The organism is Falsiroseomonas oryziterrae (assembly GCF_021864505.1).
Classification (GTDB): Bacteria; Pseudomonadota; Alphaproteobacteria; order Acetobacterales; family Acetobacteraceae; genus Falsiroseomonas; species Falsiroseomonas oryziterrae.
Map to the genome: position 1 here is coordinate 1 of NZ_JAKJIB010000031.1, position 21914 is coordinate 21914.

20 protein-coding genes and 1 pseudogene are annotated in these 21914 nt (G+C 72.7%); 14 read left to right on the forward strand and 7 right to left on the reverse strand.

Translation table 11 applies throughout. From position 1 onward, the window contains the following. The coding region (locus L2I40_RS04835) for a deoxyribodipyrimidine photo-lyase (protein ID WP_237213740.1) at positions 1-273 on the reverse strand (273 nt) is incomplete at its 3' end. Between the two features lie 137 nt (positions 274-410). Between L2I40_RS04835 and L2I40_RS04840 the strand changes: the two genes are divergently transcribed. Further along, positions 411-1007, forward strand: coding sequence for a fasciclin domain-containing protein (locus tag L2I40_RS04840; RefSeq protein WP_237213741.1), 597 nt, complete (start codon positions 411-413; stop codon positions 1005-1007). Between the two features lie 57 nt (positions 1008-1064). Here L2I40_RS04840 and pdeM read toward each other — a convergent pair whose 3' ends face one another. Together pdeM and L2I40_RS04850 are read right to left on the reverse strand one after the other, a co-directional pair. Beyond that, positions 1065-1769 carry a ligase-associated DNA damage response endonuclease PdeM gene (gene pdeM, locus L2I40_RS04845; protein ID WP_237213742.1) on the reverse strand — a complete coding sequence of 235 codons (705 nt, stop codon included), beginning with the start codon at positions 1767-1769 and terminating at the stop codon, positions 1065-1067. Continuing rightward, complete coding sequence (locus tag L2I40_RS04850) at positions 1766-4324, reverse strand: ligase-associated DNA damage response DEXH box helicase (protein WP_237213743.1); 2559 nt, start codon at positions 4322-4324, stop codon at positions 1766-1768. Before L2I40_RS04850 ends, pdeM begins: the two co-directional genes overlap by 4 nt. A 149-nt stretch (positions 4325-4473) precedes the next feature. Between L2I40_RS04850 and L2I40_RS04855 the strand changes: the two genes are divergently transcribed. Further along, positions 4474-5601, forward strand: coding sequence for a ligase-associated DNA damage response exonuclease (locus L2I40_RS04855; protein WP_237213759.1), 1128 nt, complete (start codon positions 4474-4476; stop codon positions 5599-5601). On the opposite strand, the gene L2I40_RS04860 is transcribed toward L2I40_RS04855, so the two are convergent. Both L2I40_RS04860 and L2I40_RS04865 read right to left on the reverse strand, forming a co-directional pair. Further along, positions 5491-6255, reverse strand: coding sequence for a hypothetical protein (locus L2I40_RS04860; RefSeq protein ID WP_237213744.1), 765 nt, complete (start codon positions 6253-6255; stop codon positions 5491-5493). The two genes, L2I40_RS04855 and L2I40_RS04860, sit on opposite strands and share 111 nt — an antisense overlap. A 102-nt stretch (positions 6256-6357) precedes the next feature. Beyond that, on the reverse strand, positions 6358-7113 hold the full coding sequence (locus L2I40_RS04865; RefSeq protein ID WP_237213745.1) for a hypothetical protein: 756 nt from the start codon (positions 7111-7113) through the stop codon (positions 6358-6360). A 77-nt stretch (positions 7114-7190) separates the two neighbouring features. Here L2I40_RS04865 and L2I40_RS04870 point away from each other — a divergent pair, with 77 nt between their 5' ends. The 3 genes from L2I40_RS04870 (at position 7191) to L2I40_RS04880 (ending at position 10825) form a co-directional block, all read left to right on the forward strand. After that, complete coding sequence (locus L2I40_RS04870) at positions 7191-8792, forward strand: cisplatin damage response ATP-dependent DNA ligase (protein WP_237213760.1); 1602 nt, start codon at positions 7191-7193, stop codon at positions 8790-8792. Positions 8793-8838: 46 nt separating this feature from the next. Continuing rightward, positions 8839-9630, forward strand: coding sequence for an HpcH/HpaI aldolase family protein (locus L2I40_RS04875; protein WP_237213746.1), 792 nt, complete (start codon positions 8839-8841; stop codon positions 9628-9630). A gap of 154 nt (positions 9631-9784) precedes the next feature. Beyond that, positions 9785-10825, forward strand: a complete 1041-nt coding sequence (locus tag L2I40_RS04880) for an extracellular solute-binding protein (RefSeq protein ID WP_237213747.1) — start codon at positions 9785-9787, stop codon at positions 10823-10825. 40 nt (positions 10826-10865) lie between these two features. Here the strand turns inward: L2I40_RS04880 and gph are convergent, their stop codons facing one another. Then, a complete protein-coding gene (gene gph, locus L2I40_RS04885) occupies positions 10866-11516 on the reverse strand; it encodes a phosphoglycolate phosphatase (protein ID WP_237213748.1) in 651 nt (216 codons plus the stop codon). Positions 11517-11593: 77 nt separating this feature from the next. Here gph and glmU point away from each other — a divergent pair, with 77 nt between their 5' ends. The 9 genes from glmU (at position 11594) to L2I40_RS04930 (ending at position 21660) form a co-directional block, all read left to right on the forward strand. Continuing rightward, the gene (gene glmU, locus L2I40_RS04890) at positions 11594-12904 is read left to right on the forward strand and encodes a bifunctional UDP-N-acetylglucosamine diphosphorylase/glucosamine-1-phosphate N-acetyltransferase GlmU (RefSeq protein ID WP_237213749.1); all 1311 of its coding nucleotides are present in this window, start codon (positions 11594-11596) and stop codon (positions 12902-12904) included. 55 nt (positions 12905-12959) lie between these two features. After that, on the forward strand, positions 12960-14438 hold the full coding sequence (locus L2I40_RS04895) for an NAD-dependent succinate-semialdehyde dehydrogenase (RefSeq protein ID WP_237213750.1): 1479 nt from the start codon (positions 12960-12962) through the stop codon (positions 14436-14438). Between the two features lie 102 nt (positions 14439-14540). After that, on the forward strand, positions 14541-15917 hold the full coding sequence (gene gorA / locus L2I40_RS04900) for a glutathione-disulfide reductase (protein WP_237213751.1): 1377 nt from the start codon (positions 14541-14543) through the stop codon (positions 15915-15917). A gap of 68 nt (positions 15918-15985) precedes the next feature. Next, complete coding sequence (locus L2I40_RS04905) at positions 15986-17365, forward strand: class II 3-deoxy-7-phosphoheptulonate synthase (protein WP_272910935.1); 1380 nt, start codon at positions 15986-15988, stop codon at positions 17363-17365. Further along, positions 17362-18543, forward strand: coding sequence for a beta/alpha barrel domain-containing protein (locus L2I40_RS04910; RefSeq protein ID WP_237213753.1), 1182 nt, complete (start codon positions 17362-17364; stop codon positions 18541-18543). Before L2I40_RS04905 ends, L2I40_RS04910 begins: the two co-directional genes overlap by 4 nt. 2 nt (positions 18544-18545) lie before the next feature. Further along, positions 18546-19424 (forward strand): DMT family transporter, encoded by an 879-nt coding sequence (locus L2I40_RS04915; protein ID WP_237213754.1) that lies wholly within the window; start codon positions 18546-18548, stop codon positions 19422-19424. A gap of 31 nt (positions 19425-19455) precedes the next feature. Next, positions 19456-21117 carry an NAD+ synthase gene (locus L2I40_RS04920; protein WP_237213755.1) on the forward strand — a complete coding sequence of 554 codons (1662 nt, stop codon included), beginning with the start codon at positions 19456-19458 and terminating at the stop codon, positions 21115-21117. Beyond that, entirely contained in the window at positions 21114-21257 is a 144-nt protein-coding gene (locus tag L2I40_RS04925; RefSeq protein ID WP_237213756.1) for a hypothetical protein, read from the forward strand. Before L2I40_RS04920 ends, L2I40_RS04925 begins: the two co-directional genes overlap by 4 nt. Positions 21258-21267: 10 nt before the next feature. After that, a complete protein-coding gene (locus tag L2I40_RS04930) occupies positions 21268-21660 on the forward strand; it encodes a hypothetical protein (RefSeq protein WP_237213757.1) in 393 nt (130 codons plus the stop codon). Positions 21661-21667: 7 nt separating this feature from the next. Here L2I40_RS04930 and L2I40_RS04935 read toward each other — a convergent pair. Continuing rightward, positions 21668-21914 (reverse strand): annotated as a pseudogene (locus tag L2I40_RS04935) (hypothetical protein); the annotation flags it as partial.

A 21914-nucleotide genomic window follows, 5' to 3' on the forward strand; every position in this document is an offset into this window, starting at 1 on the left:
GATGGCGGCGGCGAGCGCCGGGATGACGGTTTCCGCGCGGCCGCGCGCGAGCAGGAGCGGCGCGCCCTTCGCCGCGAGGTCGCGGGACAGCGCGGCGAGGCTGCCTCTGAGCCACCAGCGCGACGCGCCGCCATGGCGATGCGGGCCGGCCGCCTCGTCGTCGAGCACGAAGACCGGCAGCACGCGGCGGCCGCCCGCCACGGCGGCCGTCAGCGCGGCGTGGTCGGCGAGGCGGAGGTCGTGTCGGAACCAGATCAGCACGGGAGCGGTCATGGAAAGCCTATGTAGGTGCGCCCCGGCGCAGGGCGAGCGGGCGTCGAACCGGGACAGGCCGAGGGCGTTCCACCGCCCGACCGCACGGACCCCGGGACAGCCGTGGCGGAGAACGTCCACCACGGAAGGACACAGCAATGACCTCGATGAACAGGCGCGGCCTTCTCGCGCTCGGCACGCTCGCGGCCGGCACGCTGGCGATCCCGGGCGCGCGGGCGCAATCCCTGCGCACGATCGCCGACACCCTCGCCGGCGACAATCGCTTCGCGCGGTTCCTCGATCTCGTCACCCGCGCGACCGCGGTGGAGACCTTCCGCGAGCCTGGGCCGATCACCGTCTTCGCCCCGGTGGACGAGGCCTTCACCGGCGCGCCGGCCGGGCTGCTGCAGGATCTGCTGTCGCAAAGCTATGGCCGCGGCAGCGACACGGCGGGCGACGCCTCCAACCGGCAGCGCTGGCTGGCGCTGATCAACTACCACGTCGTGCCGGGCGCCTTCGACGTCGCGCAGCTCGGCGGCGCCGACCGGAGGCTGCGCACGCTGAACGGCGGCGACATCCAGATCAGCAGCACAGGCGGCACGATGCGGGTGACCAACCCCGCGCCGGCGCAGCAGCTGTCGGCGGTGGGTTCGTTGGGCGCGAACGTCTCGGCCGCGCCGGCGCAACTCGTCGGCTCGCCGATCAGCGCCAGCAACGGGGTGATCTATCCGATCAACCAGATCCTGTTCCCGTGACGCAGCGCCGCGTCCTGCGCCGGGATCGCCCGGGCAGGACGCGGGCGCCGCGGCAGGTCAGGTAGCGGCGGCCGGCTGCAGCCTGGCCGCCAGCCGCAACGGGCCGGTCGGGAAGCTGAACAGCCGCTCGCGGCCGAGCAGGAAGGCGCGGCCGCCGCGCGGGAAGAGCGTGGCGATGGCGGGATCGGCGATGTCGAGCCCGCCCGTATAGGCGCCGAAGGCGGGCATCAGCAGGCGCCGCGCATCCGCGAGGAAACAGGGGCGTGTCACCCCGCCGGCTCGGGTCGGCGCCGTCGCCTTCGGATGGAAATGCCCCGACACCTCGCCTGCCGCGCCGGGCCGCGCGATGTGGCGGAAGACCAGCGGGCCGATGCGCTGCTCCTCGGTCGCCACACCGGGCAGCGCATCGGGCGCCACCGGGTCGTGGTTGCCGAGCACCCAGGTCACCTCGATATCGGCGACGAGACGGCACAGCGTGGCCGCGTCCGATGGCGCGAGCCGCGCGGCTCCTTCGCCGTCATGGAAGCTGTCGCCGAGCAGCACGAGCCGCGCGGGGCGCCAGCGGCGGAGGCCGAGCGCGAGGCGCTCCAGCGTCTCCTTCGTGTCGTAGGGCGGCACCGGCCGGCCGCGCGCGGCGAAGTGGCTGCCCTTCTCGAGATGCAGGTCGGCGACGGCGAGCAGGCGCTGCGCGGGCCAGGCGACGAAGCCCGCCGGGTCGAGCATCAGCCGCTCGCCCGCGAGATGGATCGGGGCGGCGCTCATCGGGGAGAGGTCAGTCCTTTCGGCGCGTGGCGCACATATTTGTTGAAGCCCCGTGCGCGCTTCGGATCGCGGTCGCGCGGGCGCCGCGCACGATCGCGATCGCCGCGGGCAGGGATGGCGTCGGTGACCTCGGCCAGCACCTCGGCGAAGTGCTCGGCGCCCTCGGTCGCTTCCTCGACCAGCGCGGCGGCCTCGGCAAGCAGGGCGTCCTCGGCGCCGCCGGCGACCCATTCGCGCCCTTCCTCGATCAGCGCGGGCACGGCCAGCGGCGAGACGCGCGGCAGCGCGCGGTGGACGATGCCGCCCGCTTTCGCCCGCTTCAGCAGCAGCGCGATGCGCGCGACGTCGGTGAGACCGGCCGCGGCTTCCTGGCGCGTCGCCCGCAGCAGGATGTGGTCGGGTTCGTGCTTGCGGAGGACGTCGTAGATCAGGTCGGCGTTCATCGTCATCTGCCGGCCCGATTTCTCGGCGCCGGGATGGTTCTTCTCGATCAGCCCCGCGATCGTCGCGATGTTGCGGAAGCTGCGGCGGAGCATGGAGGATTCGGCGATCCACTCCTCCAGCTCCTCGCCCAGTATGTCCTCCTCGAACAGCCGCTCGACGCCGGTCGGCTCGAAGGCCGACCATGCCACCAGCACGTAGTCGGTGGCGAGGTAGCCGAGCGGGCCCATGCCGAGCCGCTCCATGCGCTTCGTCACCAGCATCCCGAGCGTCTGGTGCGCGAGCCGGCCCTCGAAGCAGTAGGCCACGAGGAACCACTTGCCGCCGCGCGGGAAGGTCTCGACCAGCAGCCCGTCCTTCGGCGGCATCTGCGAGGCGTGGCGCTGCAGGCGGAGCCATTCCTGCACCGGCGCGGGCAGCGCGCCCCACGCCTTCGGGTCGTGCAGGATCGCGCGCACCCGCGCGGCCAGATAAGTCGTCAGCGGCATGCGGCTGCCGGCATAGGCGGGGACGCGCGGCTCGCCCTCGCCGCCGCGGCTGACGAGGCAGGCGAGCGCGTCGAGCCCCTCGAAGCGCAGCAACTGGCCGGCGAAGATGAAGCAGTCGCCGGGCGTGAGGGTGGAGACGAACCATTCCTCCACCTCGCCGAGCACCGGGCCGCCGCGGAGGCGGACCTTGAGCAGCGGCGTCTCGACGATCGTGCCGAGATTCATCCGCAGCTGCCGCGCGACGGCGTTGGAGCGGACATGCACGCGTCCCTCCGCGTCGCGGAAGAGGCGGCGGAAGCGGTCGTAGCTGCGGAGTGCGTAGCCGCCATCCTCGACGAAGCGCAGCGCGTCGTCGAAGTCGCGGCGCGACAGGGCGGCATAGGGCGCGGCGCGGGTGATCTCGGCGTAGAGCTCGTCGGGCAGGAAGGGGCCGCCGACGGCGCAGGCGAGGATGTGCTGGCACAGCACGTCGAGCCCGCCCGGGCGCGGCGGCTCGCCGTCCAGCTCCTGCGCGGCGACCGCCTGGCGTGCGGCGGTGCATTCGATCACCTCGAAGCGGTTGGCCGGCACCAGCACGGCGCGAGAGGGCTCGTCGAGCCGGTGGTTGGCACGGCCGATGCGCTGCAGCAGGCGGGAGACGCCCTTGGGCGCGCCGACCTGCACCACCTGGTCCACCGCGCCCCAGTCGATGCCGAGGTCGAGCGAGGCGGTGGCGACGACGGCGCGCAGCTTTCCCGCCGCCATCGCGGCCTCCACCTTGCGGCGCTGCTCGACGGTGAGGCTGCCGTGATGCAGGCCGATCGGCAGGTTGTCGTCGTTCATCCGCCACAGCGCCTGGAAGCAGAGCTCCGCCTGAGCGCGGGTGTTGACGAAGACGATGGTGACGTTCGCCTCGCGGATGCGGCGGTAGACCTCGGGCATGGAGGCGAGGCCCATATGGCCGCCCCAGGGCAGGCGCCCTTCCGGCAGCAGCAGGTCGAGCACCGGCTCCGCGCCGCCGGCGCCGAGCACGAGGCGCACGTCGTCGGGCCGCGCGGTCGGCGACAGATAGGCGCGCAGCGGATCGGGATGCGCGACGGTGGCCGAGAGGCCGACGCGCCGCGCAAACGGGGCGAGCGTCGCGAGGCGCGCCATGCCGAGCGCGAGCTGGTCGCCGCGCTTGGTGCCGGCGAGCGCATGGATCTCGTCCACCACGACGGCCGAGAGGCCGGCGAACAGCGCCGGCGCGTCGTCCAGCGTCAGCAGCAGCGCGAGCGATTCCGGCGTGGTGAGCAGCAGATTGGGCGGGCTTGCGCGCTGGCGGGCGCGGCGGTTGGCGGGGGTGTCGCCGGTGCGGGTCTCGATGCGGATGGGCAGGCCCATCTCCTCGACCGGCGCCGTGAGGTTGCGCGCGATGTCCACCGCGAGCGCCTTCAGCGGCGAGACGTAGAGCGTGTGCAGCCCCTCCCGCGGTGCGGCGTGGAGATCCACCAGGCTTGGGAGGAAGCCGGCCAGCGTCTTGCCGCCGCCGGTCGGCGCGACCAGCAGCGCGCTCTCGCCGGCGCGCGCGGCGTCGAGCAGGGCGAGCTGGTGCGGCCGCGGCGCCCAGCCGCGCCCGGCGAACCACGCGCGGAAGAGTTCCGGCAATGTTCCCACCGGTGCAAGATAGCCCCTGGGCCCTGTCGCGCAACGCCCGCCGCCCCGGCGGGTTGGAGCCGCAACGGATGGCACCAGATGGCGCGGGGCGCCCGAAGGAGACCGGATTGCACATCGCCGCGCCGCGGCCCGACAGCTGGATGCAGGTGACGCCGAAGGGGCTCTACTGCGTGCCGGGCGATTTCTACGTGGACCCGGCGCGGCCGGTGCCGCGCGCCGTCGTCACGCATGGCCATTCCGACCATGCGCGGCCCGACCACGAGGCGGTGCTGGCGACTTCGGAGACGCTGGCGGTCATGCGCGCGCGGATGGGCGCGGAGCGCGCCGGGCGCCGCCAGCAGGCGCTCCACCCCGGCGACACCCTGACCCGCGACGGCGTCGCGATCCGCCTGGCGCCGGCGGGGCATGTGCTCGGCTCGGCGCAGGTGGTGATCGAATGGCGCGGCAGCCGCGTGGTGGTCTCGGGCGACTACAAGCGGCGGCGGGACCCGACCTGCGCGGGCTTCGAGCCGGTCGCCTGCGACGCCTTCGTCACCGAGGCGACCTTCGCGCTCCCGGTGTTCCGCCACCCTCCGGCGGAGCGGGAGATCCAGCGCCTGCTCGAGAGCGTCCGGCTCTTCCCGGACCGCGCCCACCTGGTCGGCGTCTATGCGCTGGGCAAGTGCCAGCGCGTGATCGCGCTGCTGCGCGAGGCCGGATGGGAGCGTCCGATCTACCTGCACGGCGCCATGCTGGCGCTTTGCGATCTTTACGAGCGGCTCGGCGTCAGGCTCGGCGAGTTGCGGCCGGTGCCGGCGCCGGAGAAGCGCGGGGGCGGCGGGCTGCTGGCCGGCGAGATCGTGCTGGCGCCCTCCGGCGCCGAGGCGACGCCCTGGGTGCGTCGGCTCGCCGAGCCGGTGGTCTGCGCCGCCTCCGGCTGGATGCGGGTGCGCCAGCGTGCCAAGGCGAAGGGGGTGGAGCTGCCGCTGATCGTCTCCGACCACGCCGACTGGGACGAACTGCTGCTGACCGCGGCGGAGGTCGCGGCGCCCGAGATCTGGGTCACGCATGGGCGCGAGGACGCGCTGATCCATGCCCTCGCGCAGCGCGGCGTGCGCGGCCGCGCATTGCACCTGATCGGACGCGGCGAGGAGGACGAGGAGCCGGAGGCGGGCCCGTCAGCGGTCCAACCGGGCGCGGAGCCGGCTGAGCCGCCAGCGGCCGAGCAGCTCGCTGCCGAGGCCGCTGCGCAGCGTCAGGGTGGTGCGGGGGGTCCGGATGCGCTCTGACTGGCCGAGCCGCTGCCCCCAAAGACGCTCGAAGGCCTCCTGATGGTCGAAGAAGGCGCGGTCCAGCCGACCCGCGGTGCCGAGCCGCCGGACGTTGAAGTCGATGGCCCAGGCCGTCCGACCGAGCAGGCGGGCCTGCAGGCAGAGATCGGTGCCGAAGAGCTGGTAGCCCGCGAGTCCGGCCGAGGGGCGCAGACCGGTCGCCCGGCGCACCACGATGAAGCTTTCGTCCAGGCTCGCGACCCGCGCCGGCACCGTGCCCTGCTGCGCGGTGGGGCCGTCGCCCTCGGTCAGGCGCATCACCGCCTCGCCCTCCGCCGTCACGCCGGCATTGCCGGCCACCGCCCAGTCGGGGTCGCGCTCGGTCAGCTCGGCGAGCCGCGCCTCGAGCTCCGTTGCGCCATCCGCCAGCAGGCGGACATCCTGCCGCACCAGGACGGCGTAGCGGCCACGCGCGTCTTCCAGCATCCGGCCGATGCCGGCATAGGCGTCGAAGCGTGGGCCGCTGCGGGCGCCGTAGGCGATGAACTCGGTGTTCGCCGAGGTAAAGCCGCCGCCCCGGAAGCTGGCGCACATCGCCGCGTGCTGGACCGGGTCGGTGACCAGGCAGCACACCGAGAAGAACGGCTCGGGCGGGGCGGTGGGGTCGCTCACGGCCGCGTGATAGACGGGCGGGCCGGGGCAGACCAGGGAGCGGTCCCGGTATTTGTTCCGATCACGCCAATCCTGGCTTTGGGGCGCCCGCGACGGGTCATGTCAGGTCGCGAGTCGGGCGCGGCGTCGCGCCAGCCGGAGGCTTGCCACGACCTCGCTGACCAGGCCGGCACGCAGCGTCAGCTTCGTGCAGGTGGTCCGGATCCGCTCCGCACGGCCGAGGCGTCGCCCCCAGCGGCGCTCGAAGGCGGCCTGCTCGGCGAGGAAGGCGCGGTCCACGCGACCGGCGCTCAGATGGCGGAGATGGAAGTCCACCACCCAGGCGGTCCGGCCGGCGCAGCGGGCCTGCAGGCAGAGATCGGTCCCGTAGAGGTGGAAGCCGCGCAGGTCGGGCGAGGGGAGGATGCCGGTCTCCCGCCGCACGATGAGGAAATTCTCGTCGAGGCTGGCCGCGCGCGCCGGCAGCGGCCCGATATGCCGGTCCTCGCCATGCGGATCGCTGATGCGCAGCCGCAGTTCGCCGTCCTCCGTCGCGCCGGCATTGCCGGCCACCGCCCAGTCCGGATCGCGCGCGGTGAGGGCCGCGAGACGATCCGCGAGGGTGCGGGCATCGTGCTCGAGCAGCCGCACATCCTGGTGGCAGAGGATGGCGTGCTCGCCACGGGCCGCCAACAGCATCTCCCGCAGCCCGGCATAGGCGCAGCGGCGATTGCCGCGGGTGTTGTCCACGGTCAGGAACTCCGCGACCGGTGCATCGAAGCCGAGGGCGGCGAAGCTGGCGCGCATCGCGCCATGCTGCGTGCCGTCGGTGACGAGGGTGCAGATCGAGAAGCGTGGGGTGGCGTCGGGCCTGCTCACGATTTCGTGATAAGGCGACTCGGGGCCTTTCGCCAGCAACCAGCGGTTGGCGACCCGCCGGGGGCGGGCCGGTGAGCCTGCCCGCCTTCGCCACGCTGCTCGGTCGGCTGGTCTTCACGCCGGGCCGGAACGCCAAGCTTGCGCTGCTGCGGCAGTATTTCGCGCTGCAGCCCGACCCGGACCGGGGCGTCGGGCTGGCGGCACTGACCGGCGAACTCCGGCTGCGGGCGGCCAAGCCCGCGCTGGTGCGCGAGCTGGTGGCGGCGCGCACCGATCCGCTGCTGCTCGGCCTCTCGCTCGACTATGTCGGCGACACGGCGGAGACCATCGCGCTGATCTGGCCGGAGCGGGGCGGCGTGAACGCGCCGGCGCCGGGCCTCGCCGAGGTGGTGGAGGCGATGGAGGCGACGCCGCGGGCCGAGTTGCCGGGGCTGATCGCGGGCTGGCTCGACGCGCTGGACGCGGATGGCCGCTTCGCGCTGATCAAGCTGGTCACCGGGGGCTTGCGCGTCGGCGTCTCGGCCCGCCTCGCCAAGACCGCGCTCGCGGACTGGGCGGGGCGCGAGGTGGATGAGATCGAGGAGGTCTGGCACGGGCTCGAGGCGCCCTACCGGCCGCTCTTCGACTGGCTGGAAGGGCGCGGGCCGCGCCCGGACCCGGCCGGCGCGCCGATGTTCCGCCCGCTGATGCTCGCGCATCCGCTGGAGGAGCCGGACTACGACGCGATCGGGCCCGCGACGCATCGCGCCGAGTGGAAATGGGACGGTATCCGCGTCCAGCTCGCCGCGACCGCGGGCGGGCGGCGGATCTGGTCGCGCGGCGCCGAGGACGTCTCCGCGGCCTTCCCGGAGATCGTGGAGGCGATGGGCTTCGACGCGGTGGTGGATGGCGAGCTGCTGGTGATGCGGGACAACGTCGTCGCCCCCTTCGCCGATCTGCAGCAGCGGCTGAACCGCAAGCTCGTCACGCCGCGGATGATGGCGCAGCACCCCGTTCATGTGCGGCTCTACGACCTGCTGATCGAGGGCGAGGAGGATCTGCGCGGCCTGCCCTTCGACGTGAGGCGGCAGCGGCTGGAGGCGTGGTTCGAGCGCACGCGGCCGGCGCGGATGGACCTGTCGGAGCTGATTTCCTTCGGCTCGATGGAACAGCTGACGGAGATCCGCGCCGGGGCGCGGGAGGCCTCGATCGAGGGGCTGATGATCAAGCGCGCCGATGCGCCCTATGTGCCGGGGCGCGTGAAGGGGCTGTGGTGGAAGTGGAAGCGCGCGCCGCTGAGCGTGGACGCGGTGCTGATGTACGCCCAGCGGGGCAGGGGCCGGCGCAGCAGCTACTATTCCGACTACACCTTCGGGCTGTGGCGGCCGGACGGGGAGGGGGGCGAGGAGCTGGTGCCGGTCGGCAAGGCCTATTCCGGCTACACCGATGCGGAGCTGCTCTGGCTGGACCGCTGGATCCGCAACAACACGGTGGCGCGGTTCGGCCCGGTGCGCGAGGTCGAGAAGGCGCTGGTGATGGAGCTGGAATTCGACGGCGCGCAGCGGAGTACGCGGCACAAATCGGGCGTCGCGCTGCGCTTCCCGCGCATCGCGCGCGTCCGCCGCGACAAGCCGGCGGCCGAGGCCGACCGGCTGGCGACGCTGGAGGCGATGATCGTGGCGGGGCCGGCCCCCGATTGACCGCTGCGGAGCGGCCATGCTGCGTTGCCTGGCGGAGGATCGTCCCATGCCGCTGCCGCACAACCAGCTTCGCCGGCGCCTGGCCGAGGGTGGCCTCGCGCTCGGCTTCGGCGTGCATCACCTGCGCGGCAGCGCGGTGGGGATGATCGCGGCCGCGAGCGGCTTCGACTGGCTGTTCATCGACCTCGAGCACGGCGCGCTGTCGGTGGACGATGCGGCGCAGATCTCGATCGCCGCGCTTTCGCAGGGCGTCACGCCGGTGGTGCGGGTCTGCGCCGATGCGCTGCACGAGGCGACGCGTTGCCTCGACAACGGCGCGATGGGCATCGTCGTCCCGCATGTGGACACGCCGGCGCAGGCGGAGGCGGTGGTGCGCGCCTGCCGCTTCCCGCCCGTCGGGCAGCGGAGCTGGGGCGGCCCGCCCTTCGCCTATGGGCTGCGCGCCGTCCCGCCGGCGGAGGCGCAGGCGGCGCTGAACGCCGAGATCCTGCTCTGCTGCATGATCGAGACGCCGCAGGCCGTCGCCAATGCCGAGGCCATCGCCGCCGTGCCCGGCGTGGATGCGCTGATGATCGGGACGTCCGACCTGACCGCGGCCATGGGCATCCCGGGCCAGATCGGCCATCCGGATGTGCGCCGCGCCTACCAGGCCGTCGCGGCGGCCTGCGCGAAGCACGGCAGGGTCATGGGCATGGGCGGCGTCTATGACGAGGTGGTGGCGCCGGACTACATCGCCCTCGGGGCGCGGCTGCTGCTCGCGGGCTCGGACCATGCGCTGCTGACCGCCGGCGCGTCGCAGCGCGCGCGCTTCCTGCGCGGATTGCAGCAAGGCGGCTGAGACCGGCCCCGCCTGTTTCGGGCGGGTGCGGCGGTTGCGGTGCCGCAAGGACGGCGGCATCGCCGCGGCGTATCGCAGCATCGGCCTTGCGCGATGTTCATTTGCGAATGATTCGCATTCGCGATAGCCATCGCGGCACCTACCGGAGAGCCTCATGCTGCGCCGCTTCCTCCTGCCCGGCCTCGCCGCCCTCGCTTTGGCACTCGGCCTCGCGCTCGCGCAGGCCCAGCCGAACCGCGGCGAGATCGCGGTCTATTCCGCGCGCCACTACGACACCGACCGGCGGCTCTATGACGCCTTCACGCGGGAGACCGGGATCCGCATACGGCTGATCGAAGGCGATGCCGACCAGCTCATCGAGCGCATCCGCAACGAGGGCGCGAACAGCCCGGCCGACGTGCTGATCACCGTGGATGCCGCGCGCCTCGCGCGGGCGAAGGAGGCGGGGGTGACCCAGCCGCACGGGTCGGCCGCGGTGCAGAGCCGCATCCCGGCCGGGCTGCAGGATCCGCAGGGCCACTGGTTCGCCGTCTCGCAGCGCGCGCGCGTCATCATGTTCGACCGCCAGGCCGGGCCGCCGGCCGGCCTCGCGCGCTACGAGGACCTGGCAGATCCGCGCTTCCGCGGGCAGATCTGCGTGCGCGCCGCCAACCACCCCTACAATGTGAGCCTCGGCGCCTCGATCCTCGCCGCCGACGGGCCGGCGGCGACGGAGGCCTGGGCGAGGGGCGTCGCGCAGAACCTGGCGCGCCCGCCGCAGGGCGGCGACCGCGACCAGTTCCGCGCCATCCCGCCCGGCCAGTGCCGGATCGCGATCTCCAACACCTACTACCTGGCCGCCTTCGGCGCGTCCGAGAACGCGGCGGACCGCGAGCTCTTCAACCGCATCGGCGTCATCTTCCCGAACCAGGGCGCGGGCGACCGCGGCGCGCATGTGAACGTCTCCGGCGCCGCGCTGGTCCGCACCGCGCCGAACAGGGAGAACGCGCTGCGCTTCCTCGACTACCTGACGACGCCGCAGGCCCAGGAAATCCTGGCGCTCGGCAACATGGAGTATCCGGTGGTGGAGGGCGTCGCGCTGCATCCGGCGCTGGCCGCGATGGGCAGCTTCCGCGCCGAGCCGATCAACGGCGACCGGCTGGCGGCGAACGCCGCGGAGGCGCTGCGCATCCTGCAGCGCGCTGGCTGGCGCTGAGGGCGGGGCAGGCCGTCGCCGACGCCAGGACGATCGCGCGTCAGGCCGCCAGCGCCGCCGCCAGTTCGGCCGGAAGGTCGGACGGGTTGGCGGCGATGCGCGCGCCCTCGGCCATCGCCAGCGTGCCATAGCCCCAGCCGACGAAGACGCAGGGGACGCCGGCGCCGCGCGCCGCCGCGACGTCGTTGCGGTGGTCGCCGACCATCACCGCCATGCCGGGCGTGGCGCCGGCGGCGGCGATGGTCGCGAGCAGATGGCCCGGATGCGGCTTGCGGACGGGGAAGCTGTCGCCGCCCGCCACCGCGTCGAAGCGTCCCGTCAGACCTAGCGCCGCGAGCAGTTCGCGTGTCGCGGCCTCCGGCTTGTTGGTGCAGAGGGCGAGCGACCAGCCCTCGTCCTGCAGCGCGTCCAGCGCCGCCTCGATCCCCGGGAAGGCGCGCGTCTCCACCGCGGCCTGCGCGGTGTAGTCGGCGAGGAACGCCTCGAGCGCCGCCGGGTCGAAGCCCTGGCCCCGCGCGGCGAGCGCGCGCTCCACCAGGGCGCGGGCGCCGTCGCCGATCATCCCGACCACCTCGGCGCGCGCGAAGCCGGGCAGGCCGCGTGCGGCCATCAGGCGGTCGAGCGCGGCGTGCAGGTCGGGGGCGCTGTCCACCAGCGTCCCATCGAGGTCGAAGACGGCAAGCCTTGTCATCGGCGCGCGATAGGCCGCGGGCCGATGGCCCGCAACCCTCGCTGGACGCGGGGGGGCCGGCGGATTACGCGGGGCGCATGACCGCCGCCGCCATCCTGCTCGCCGCCGGGCACGGCACGCGCATGCGTTCCGCCCTGCCCAAGACGCTCCACCCGATCGCCGGGCGACCCATGCTGAAGCACCTGCTCGCCTCGGTAGAGCAGGCCTTCGACCGCGCCGTGGTGGTGATCGGCCCGGGGATGGAGGTGCTGGAGAAGGCCGCCGCGCCGCATCCGACGGTGGTGCAGCACGACCGGCTCGGCACCGGCCATGCGACGCTGCAGGCCGCGCCGCTGCTCGACGGCTTCGAAGGCGACGTCGCCGTGCTCTATGCCGACAACCCATTGATCACGGCCGGAACGATGCAGCGCCTGCGCGCGGCGCGCGCCGAGGCCGGGCTCGTGCTGCTGGCGATGCGCCCGGCCGATCCGGCGAAGTATGGCCGCGTGCTGACCGATGCGACCGGCGCGGTGACGCGGGTGGTGGAATGGGCGGATGCGACGGACGCCGAGCGCGCCGTGACGCTCTGCAACGCCGGCGTGGTCTGCGCTCGCGCCGCCGACCTGTTCCGCTGGCTGCGCCAGGTTAAGAACGACAACCACCAGGGCGAATACTACCTGCCCGACGTCGTCGCCATCGCCGCCGCCGAGGGCGTGCGCGTCCAGGCGGTGGAGGCGGAGGAGGCCGAGCTGCGCGGCGTGAACTCCCGCGCCGAGCTCGCCGCGGCCGAGGCCGAGCTGCAGCGCCGCCTGCGGCTGGCCGCGATGGACGGCGGCGCAACGCTGGTCCAGCCGGAGAGCGTCGTGCTCAGCCACGACACGCGGCTCGGCCAGGACGTCACCATCGGCCCCAACGTCGTCTTCGGGCCGGGTGTCGTGGTCGAGGACGGCGTCGAGATCCGCGCCTTCAGCCACCTGGAAGGCTGCGTGGTGAAGCGCGGCGCCATCATCGGCCCCTTCGCGCGCCTGCGCCCCGGCACGGTGATCGAGCCCGATGCGCATGTCGGCAACTTCGTCGAGCTGAAGGCCGCCGTGCTCGGGCCCGGCGCCAAGGCGAACCATCTGAGCTATCTCGGGGATGCCGAGATCGGCGCGGGCGCGAACATCGGCGCCGGCACCATCACCTGCAACTACGACGGCGTCGCCAAGCACCGCACCGTGATCGGCGAAGGCGCCTTCATCGGGTCGGACACCGCGCTGGTCGCGCCTGTCCGGGTCGGGGCACGGGCGCTGGTGGGGGCGGGCAGCGTGGTCACCGAGGACGTCCCGGACGACGCCATGGCCGTGGCGCGCGGCCGGCAGGTCAACAAGCCGGGGCGCGGCTTCAAGGGGAAGAAGTCCCGCGGCTGACACTCCGCCGCCGCGGCCCTATCTTCCGGGCCCAGAAGAGGGAAGGAACGCCGCCATGCTCGATGCCGTCGCGAAACTGCCGCTGAAGGACCCCGACCTGTTCCGCCAGGCGAACCTGGTGGGCGGGCTATGGATCCAGGCCGAAAGCGGCAAGACCCTCGAGGTCCGCAATCCCGCCACGGGCGAGGTGGTCGGCCGCGTGCCGTCGCTTTCTGCCGCGGAGACGCGCCGTGCGATCGAGGCCGCGCATGAAGCGCAGGGCGCCTGGCGCGCGATGCTGGCGAAGGAGCGCGCCGCGCTGATCCGGCGGCTCTTCGACCTGATGCTCGCGAATGCCGACGACCTGGCGACGATCATGACGGCTGAGCAGGGCAAGCCGCTAGCGGAAGCCAAGGGCGAGATCGCCTATGCGGCGAGCTTCCTCGAGTGGTTCGCCGAGGAAGCCAAGCGCGTCTACGGCGACACCATCCCGCAGAACGTGAAGGGCCGGCGCATCCTGGTGACGAAGGAGCCGGTCGGCGTCTTCACTGCCATCACGCCCTGGAACTTCCCCGCCGCGATGATCACGCGGAAGCTCGGCCCGGGCTGGGCCGCGGGCTGCACGGGCGTGGTGCGGCCGGCCTCCCAGACGCCCTTCTCGGCGCTGGCGATCGGCGTGCTGGCGGAGCGCGCGGGCTTCCCGGCCGGGGTGTGCAACATCGTCACCGGCGCGGCGCGCGACATGAGCGAGGAACTCACGACGAACCCGCTGGTGCGCAAGCTGACCTTTACCGGCTCGACCGAGGTGGGGCGCGTGCTGATGCAGCAGGCCGCCGGCACCATCAAGCGCACGAGCATGGAACTCGGCGGCAACGCGCCCTTCATCGTCTTCGACGATGCCGACCTCGATGCGGCGGTCGCGGGTGCGATGGCGTCGAAGTACCGCAATGCCGGCCAGACCTGCGTCTGCGCCAATCGCATCCTGGTGCAGGAGGGGATCTACGACGCCTTCGCGGCCAAGCTGAAGGCGGCGGTGGAGGCGATGAAGGTCGGCGACGGCACCGAGCCCGGCGTCGTCATCGGCCCGCTGATCAACGCCGATGGCGTCAAGAAGGCCGAGGAGCACGTCGCCGACGCGCTGGCCAAGGGGGCCAAGGTGCTCACCGGCGGGCAGCGCCACGCCAGGGGCGGCAATTTCTACATGCCGACCGTGCTGGTGGACGTCCCGCGCGAGGCGGTGATCTTCAACGAGGAGACCTTCGCCCCCGTCGCGCCGCTGTTCCGCTTCAGGACGGAGGAGGAGGCGGTGAAGCTGGCGAACGACACGCCCTTCGGCCTCGCGGCCTATTTCTACACGAAGGACCTGGGGCGTGCGATCCGCGTCAGCGAGGCGCTGGAATACGGCATGGTCGGCGTGAACGAGGGCCTGATCTCCACCGAGGTCGCGCCCTTCGGCGGCATGAAGCAATCCGGCGTCGGCCGCGAGGGCTCGCATCACGGGATCGAGGAGTATCTCGAGGTGAAGTACGTGGCGCTCGGCGGCATCGGAACGTGACGGCTTGAGTCCCTCTCCCGCTTGCGGGGGAGGGAGGGGCCCGCGCGCAGCGCGGGAGGGTGGGGGTTCGCCCTCGCCACGAACGACAACACGCAGGTGATCATGCCCTACGACTTCGACCTCTTCGTCATCGGCGGCGGCAGCGCCGGCGTGCGTTGCGCGCGCATCGCCGCCTCGCATGGCGCGCGCGTCGGCATCGCGGAGGAACGCTTCTGGGGCGGCACCTGCGTCAATGTCGGCTGCGTGCCGAAGAAGATCATGGTCAACGCCGCCGAATACGGGATGTGGGCCGAGGACGCCGCCGCCTTCGGCTGGGAGATCGAGACCCGCGGCCATGACTGGCAGCAGCTGGCGGCGGCGCGCGATGCGGAAGTCGCCCGGCTCTCGGCGATCTACGACAAGCTCCTGAAGGGCGCGGGGGCCACCACCTTCGACGCCCGCGCCGTGCTGGTGGACCCACATACCCTCGAGGTCGGCGGCAAGCGCGTCACGGCGGAGCGCATCGTCATCGCCACCGGCGGCATGGCGCAGCGCCTCGACATACCCGGCGCCGAGCTCGGCCTGATCTCCGACGATCTCTTTACCCTCGGCGCGCTGCCGAAGCGCGTCGCGGTGCTGGGATCGGGCTACATCGCGGTCGAGTTCGCCTGCCTGCTGCGCGGCCTGGGTGCGGAGGTGGACCTGGTCTATCGCGCCTCCCTCCCGCTGCGCGGCTTCGACGACGACATCCGCACCGCGCTGGCCGAGGCGCTCACCGCCCAGGGCATCCGCCTGAACCCCGACGTCTCGCCGACCCGCATCACGCGCGCGGATGACGAGCTGCTGCTCGGCCTCTCGACCAATTTCGTGCGCGAGGTGGATGCGGTGTTCTTCTGCACGGGGCGCGTGCCCTACACCAAGGGCCTCGGGCTCGAGGCGGCGGGGGTAGCGACGGACGCCAATGGCGCCATCGTGGTGGATGACGACCACGCCACCAGCGCGAAGCACATCTACGCCATCGGCGACGTGATCCATCGCGTGAACCTGACGCCGATGGCGACGGCTGTCGGCCATGCGCTGGCTGACACGCTGTTCGGCAACCGCCCGCGCAAGGCGAGCTACGCGAACGTCCCCTCCGCCGTCTTCACCTCGCCGCCCGTCGCGACCGTCGGGCTGACGGAGGCCGAGGCGGCTTCACGCGGCAAGGTGGACATCTACCTCACCCGCTTCACCCCCATGCGCCACACCATCACCAAGCGCGAGGGGCGGAAGACGGTGATGAAGCTGGTGGTGGACCAGGCCACCCAGCGCGTGCTCGGCGCCCACATGATCGGCGAGGACGCGGCCGAGATCATGCAGGGAGTGGGCATCGCGGTGGTGATGGGCGCCACCAAGCAGGATTTCGACCGCACCATCGGCATCCACCCGACCGCGGCCGAGGAGTTCGTGACGCTCCGGACCCGGGCGCGGGAAGCCGGGGTGGCCGCAGCGGCGGAGTGAGCCGAAACCGGCGGTTTGCCAAGGCCGGGCGCCCCGCTATGGTGCCCGCCTTGAAGTGGAGTTGACCGATGCTTTCGCGCGCGTGGAGCCCGGAATCCTGGCGGGCCATGCCGATCCGTCAGGTGCCCGACTATCCCGACCAGGCCCGGCTGCGGGCCATGGAGGAGAAGGTCGGCCGATTTCCCCCGCTGGTTTTTGCAGGTGAGGCGGACCGGCTGAAGGCGCATCTCGCCAAGGCCGGGGACGGCGGCACCTTCGTGCTGCAGGGCGGCGATTGCGCGGAGAGCTTCGCCGAATTCCACGCCAACACCATCCGCGACACCTACCGTGTGCTGCTGCAGATGGCGGTCGTGCTGACCTTCGGCGCCTCCATGCCGGTGGTGAAGCTCGGCCGCATGGCCGGCCAGTTCGCCAAGCCGCGCTCCTCCGACACCGAGACGGTGGAGGGCGTCACGCTGCCTTCCTACCGCGGCGACATCATCAACGGCCCCGACTTCACCGCCGAGGCCCGCATCCCCGACCCCGGGCGGATGGAGTTCGCCTATCTCCAGTCAGCGGCGACGCTGAACCTGCTGCGCGCCTTCTCGACCGGTGGTTACGCGGACCTCCACGAGGTGCATCGCTGGAACCTCGACTTCGCCGCGCGCAGCCCGCTGGCCAGCCGCTACGAGGATCTGGCGCAGCGCATCGACGAGACGCTGCGCTTCATGGGCGCCTGCGGCATGAGCGACAGCCCGCAGGTGCGCGAGACCGAGTTCTACACCAGCCACGAATCCCTGCTGCTGCCTTTCGAGGAGGCGATGACCCGCCAGCCCTCGACGCATCCGGGCAGGTGGTATGCGACCTCGGCCCACTTCCTCTGGATCGGCGACCGGACGCGCCAGCCGGACGGCGCGCATGTCGAGTTCATGCGCGGCGTGGCCAACCCGATCGGCATGAAGGTCGGGCCCAGCATGGAGCCGGACGAGCTGGTGAAGCTGACCGAGATCCTGAATCCGTCGAACGAGAAGGGCCGCCTCACGCTCATCTCGCGCATGGGCGCGGAGAAGGTCGAGGCGAAGCTGCCCGGGCTGCTGCGGGCGGTGAAGCGCGCGGGCCGCAACGTGGTCTGGATCTGCGACCCGATGCACGGCAACGGCGTGAAGGCCGGCGCCTACAAGACGCGCAGCTTCGACGCGATCCTGGCCGAGACGAAGCGCTTCTTCGACTGCCACGCGGCGGAAGGCACGATCCCCGCCGGCGTGCATGTCGAGATGACGGGCCAGAACGTGACAGAGTGCCTCGGTGGCGCGCATCGCCTGACGGAGGCCGATCTCGGCGCGAACTACGCGACCTTCTGCGATCCGCGGCTGAACGCGGAGCAGTCGCTGGAGCTCGCCTTCCTGCTCGCCGAGGAGCTGAAGGCGCGGCGTGGCGGAGGACTGGCGCCGGCCCAGGCGGCGCAATGACGGACCCCGCCGGGCGCGCGGTGGCGGTGGACGACGCGTCCATCGCCGCCCGCACCGACAGCTACTTCAACCGCACGAAGGCGATCGTCCGGAAGTTCGGCGATTGCCGCGTGACCTATGCGGTGTTCCTCCGCCGGCCGGTGATCTCCGCGCCGCGGCTCGCGACCGACTGGCTGCGGGCGGTGGCGCAGCAGCGGGGCACCAGCTTCGACATCGAGCTGATGCACGAGGAAGGCGCCTGGGTCGGCGCGGGCGATCCGCTCTTCTACCTCTCGGGCTCCTTCGCCGAGCTGGTCGATCTCGAGACCATCGTGCTGCAGAAGCTGGGTGCCGCCTGTGTGGCCGCGCACAACGCCTACCAGATGTGCGTGGAACTCCCGAACGTGCCGTTCCTGGCGATGGAGGCGCGGCACTGCGCCGGCGCCGAGATGCAGGAGATGATGGCCTATGCCGCGAGCGTGGGCGGTGCGGCTGCGCGGCGCGAGGGGGCGAAGGGCTTCATCGGCAACGCGAACGACACCACCGCGCATTGGTACGGCGCGCCGGGCACCACGCCGCGCGGGCGCGGCACCATGCCGCATGCGCTGATCGGCTATGCCGGCTCCACGCTGCGCGCCGCCGAGATGTTCCACGAGACCTTCCCCGACCAGGACCTGACCGTGCTGACCGACTATTTCGGGCGCGAGGTCACGGACGGGCTCGAGGTCTGCCGCCGCTTTCCCGAGCTTGCCGCGGCGGGGCGGATGGCGGTGCGGCTCGACACCCATGGCGGCCGCTTCCTGGAAGGTCTCGACCCGGCGGAGAGCTATGCGGTGCTGGAGCGCCACGCGCCCAACGCCGTGCGCCGCTACCGCAGCGAGACGGAACTGCGCCACCTGGTCGGCACCGGCGTCTCCGCCGCCGCGATCTGGCGGATGCGCGAGGCGCTGGACGAGGCCGGCTTCCCGAAGGTGCGCATCGTGGCGTCGTCCGGCTTCGGCGTCGGCAAGTGCCGCGTGATGGCGGAGGCCAAGGCGCCGATCGACGTGGTCGGCACCGGCAGCTTCATCCCCGATGCCTGGTCGGAGACCTACGCCACCGCCGACATCGTGGAATATGACGGCCAGGCCCGCGTGAAGGTCGGCCGCGAATTCCTGCTGCGGACGGTGCCGCGGAAGAAGAACGGGCACGGCGGCTGAGCGTGTCCGACACGGCGGCGCGCGATCGGCGCATCGGTTACGCCTGCGCCTTCGCCGTCCTTTTCGTCTGGTCGGGCTTCCTGGTCTTCTCGCGCCTCGCCCAGGCGCAGGCCTTCACGCCCTGGGACGTGGCGGCGCTGCGCTACGCCGGCAGCTTCGTCGCCGCGCTGCCGCTGGTCGCCATCTTCGGCCTGCCGCGCCTGCCGCCGCATCGGGTCGCGGCGATCGTCGCGACGGCGGCCTTCGGCTTCCCGATCCTTGCCTATCTCGGTTTCCGCTTCGCCCCGGCGGCGCATGGCGGCGTGCTGATGCCGGGGCTGTTGCCCTTCGTCACCGCCGCGCTGTTCTGGATCGTGCTGCGCGAGGGCTGGACGCGCCGCCGCGCGCTCTCGCTCGCGGTCGTCGCCTGCGGCATCGCGCTGCTCGCCTCCGACACCTTCGGCGACTACCCGGGCGCCTGGCGCGGTGACCTGCTGTTCCTGACGGCTGGATGCTGCTGGGCGGTCTACACGCTGCTGGTGCGGCTGTGGCGCGTACCGGCGATGCAGGCGACGCTGGTGATCGCGCTGGTGCCGGCGCCGATCTTCCTGCCACTGTGGTGGCTCGCGCTGCCCTCCAACATCGGCGCGGTGCCGCTCGGCGCGGTCGCCTTCCACTTCGTCTACCAGGGCGCGCTGGCGACCGTGCTGGCCGGCTTCCTCTTCACCCGCGCCGTGACCGCGATCGGCGCCGCACGCACCACGGCGGTGACCGCGCTGGTGCCGGCCATGGCCGCACTCGCCGCCTGGCCGCTGCTGGGCGAGGCGCTGGGCGTCGTCGGTCTTGCGGGTGTCGCGCTGGTCTCGGCGGGGATGATCCTCGGCGTGACCGGGGCGCGTTGATCCCCGCCCCGCGCCGCGCCATCTGCCCCGCATGAACGACCGGCTTCGCATCGCGCTCGCGCAGATCGACGCGCATCTCGGCGACCTGCAGGGCAACGCGGCCCGCATCCGCGCGGCGCGGGCCGAGGCCGCGCGGCTCGGCGCCGACCTCGTCGTCACGCCGGAATTCTCGATCGCGGGCTACCCGCCGGAGGACCTCGTCCTCCGCCCCGCCTTCTGCACCGCCGCCGAGGCCGCGATCCAGGCGCTGGCCGCGGAAACCGCCGATGGCGGGCCGGGCCTCGTCGTCGGCGGGCCCTGGATCGAGGGCGGCAGGCGCTACAACGCGCTGCATGTGCTGGACGGCGGCAAGGTGATCGCCCGCCGCGCCAAGCACGAGCTCCCGAACTACGGCGTCTTCGACGAGAAGCGCGTCTTCGACGCCGGCCCCGCGCCCGGCCCCGTCGCCTTCCGCGGGTTCCGTCTCGGGCTGATGATCTGCGAGGATTGGTGGTTCCCCGCCGTGTCGGAGACGCTGGCCGAGACGGGGGCCGACATCCTCATTTCCCTCAACGGCTCGCCCTTCGAGATCGGCAAGGCCGGGCGCCGCGTCGACCTCGCCGTGCCGCGCGTGGTGGAGACGGGCCTGCCCTTCGTCTTCCTGAACCAGGTCGGCGGGCAGGACGAGCTGGTCTTCGATGGCGCGAGCTTCGTGCTGAACCCCGACCGGTCGCTCGCCGTGCAGATGCCGGGTTTTCGCGAGGGCGTCGTCGTCACGGCGTGGACGCGCGAGGACGGCGTGCTGGTCTGCGCCCCGCAGCCGCTCGCGCCCGTCATGGACGAGCCGGAGCAAGCCTGGCGCGCGATGATGCTGGGCCTCGCCGACTACGTCGCGAAGAACCGCTTTCCCGGCGTGCTGCTCGGCCTGTCGGGCGGGATCGATTCCGCGGTGACGGCGGCGGTCGCGGTGGACGCGCTCGGCGCCGATCGCGTGCGGGCGGTGATGCTGCCCTCGCCCTACACCTCCGAGGAAAGCCTGCGCGACGCGGCGGCCTGCGCGGCGCTGCTCGGCATCCGGCTCGACACCATGCCCATCGATCCCGGGATGCAGGCGCTGGATGCGATGCTGCTGCCCACGCTCGGCGGCCCGCCGCAGGGGCTGGCGGCGGAGAACATCCAGGCCCGGCTGCGCGGCCTCACGCTGATGGCGCTGTCCAACGCGACGGGGTGGATGCTGCTGACCACCGGCAACAAGTCGGAGATGAGCACCGGCTACGCCACGCTCTATGGCGACATGTGCGGCGGCTTTTCCGTCCTGAAGGACCTCTACAAGACCCAGGTCTCCGCGCTCGCCCGCTGGCGCAACGCAGTCCGGCCCGACGGCGCGCTCGGCCCAGGCGGGCCGGTGATGCCGGAGCGCGTGATCCTGAAGCCGCCCAGCGCCGAGCTCCGCCCCGGCCAGGCCGACCAGGACAGCCTCCCCCCCTATCCGGTGCTGGACGCGATCCTCGAGGCGATGGTGGAGCGGGAGGAGAGCGTCGCCGCCCTGGTCGCCGCCGGCCATGACCGCGCGACGGTGGAGCGCGTGCGGCGCCTGCTCGACGGCGCGGAATACAAGCGCCGCCAGGCGCCGCCGGGCGTGAAGCTGACCGCCCGTGCCTTCGGCCGCGACCGGCGCTATCCCATCACCAACGGCTACGACGAGACGCGATGAGCGACGACGGGATCAAGAGCACCGTGCGGCCCGCATTGCGGGCCGAGGCCGCGAACGCGGCCCGCCGTGACTGCGGCGTCACGCCGGAGGCGTGCTACCCGCACGACGCCAAGCCCGCGGAAGCGGGCGCCGGCGACTGAGGCACAAGGCATGAGCGACGACCCGATCTTCTCCGACGCGATCTCGGCCCCGCCCGGCCTCGCGGTGCGGATCATGGACCTCTCCGGGGCCAACGGCTCCGACCCGGTCGAGACGGTGCGCGGCTTCCTCTCCGTCGCGCACGCCAACGCCTTCGCCCGCCGCTACGTCCGCGACAGCCTGGAGCGCTGCCGCGGCCGCGGCATGGCGCCGGAGGCGGTGCTGGAGGCGTGGTTCGCCTATGGCGAGGACGCCGAGGTCGTCGGCGCCGGCGACGATGTCTGGCGCAGCGCCACGGAACTGAAGGCCTTCGCCGCGGCGAAGCCGGGAGACGCCGAGGAGCGGAACTGGCGCGTCCTAGACCCGCGGCGGGAGGAGGACGACGAGGAGGACGACGAGGGCTGAGCCCGCCTCACCAGCCCCAGGGCTTCGGCGGCGGGGGCGCCCAGCCCGGGCTCCAGCCCGGGGCCGGCTGCACCCAGCGCGGCGGCGGCTGATAGACCACCGGCGGCGGCTGGTACACGACGGGCGGGGGCGGCGCGTAATAGACCCGCGGCGGCGGTGGCGCGACGTAGACCGGCGGCGCGGCAAGGGCCGAGCCGACCACGGCGCCGATGCCCAGGCCGACGATGCCGGCCACGGCCGCGCCGTTGTAGTAG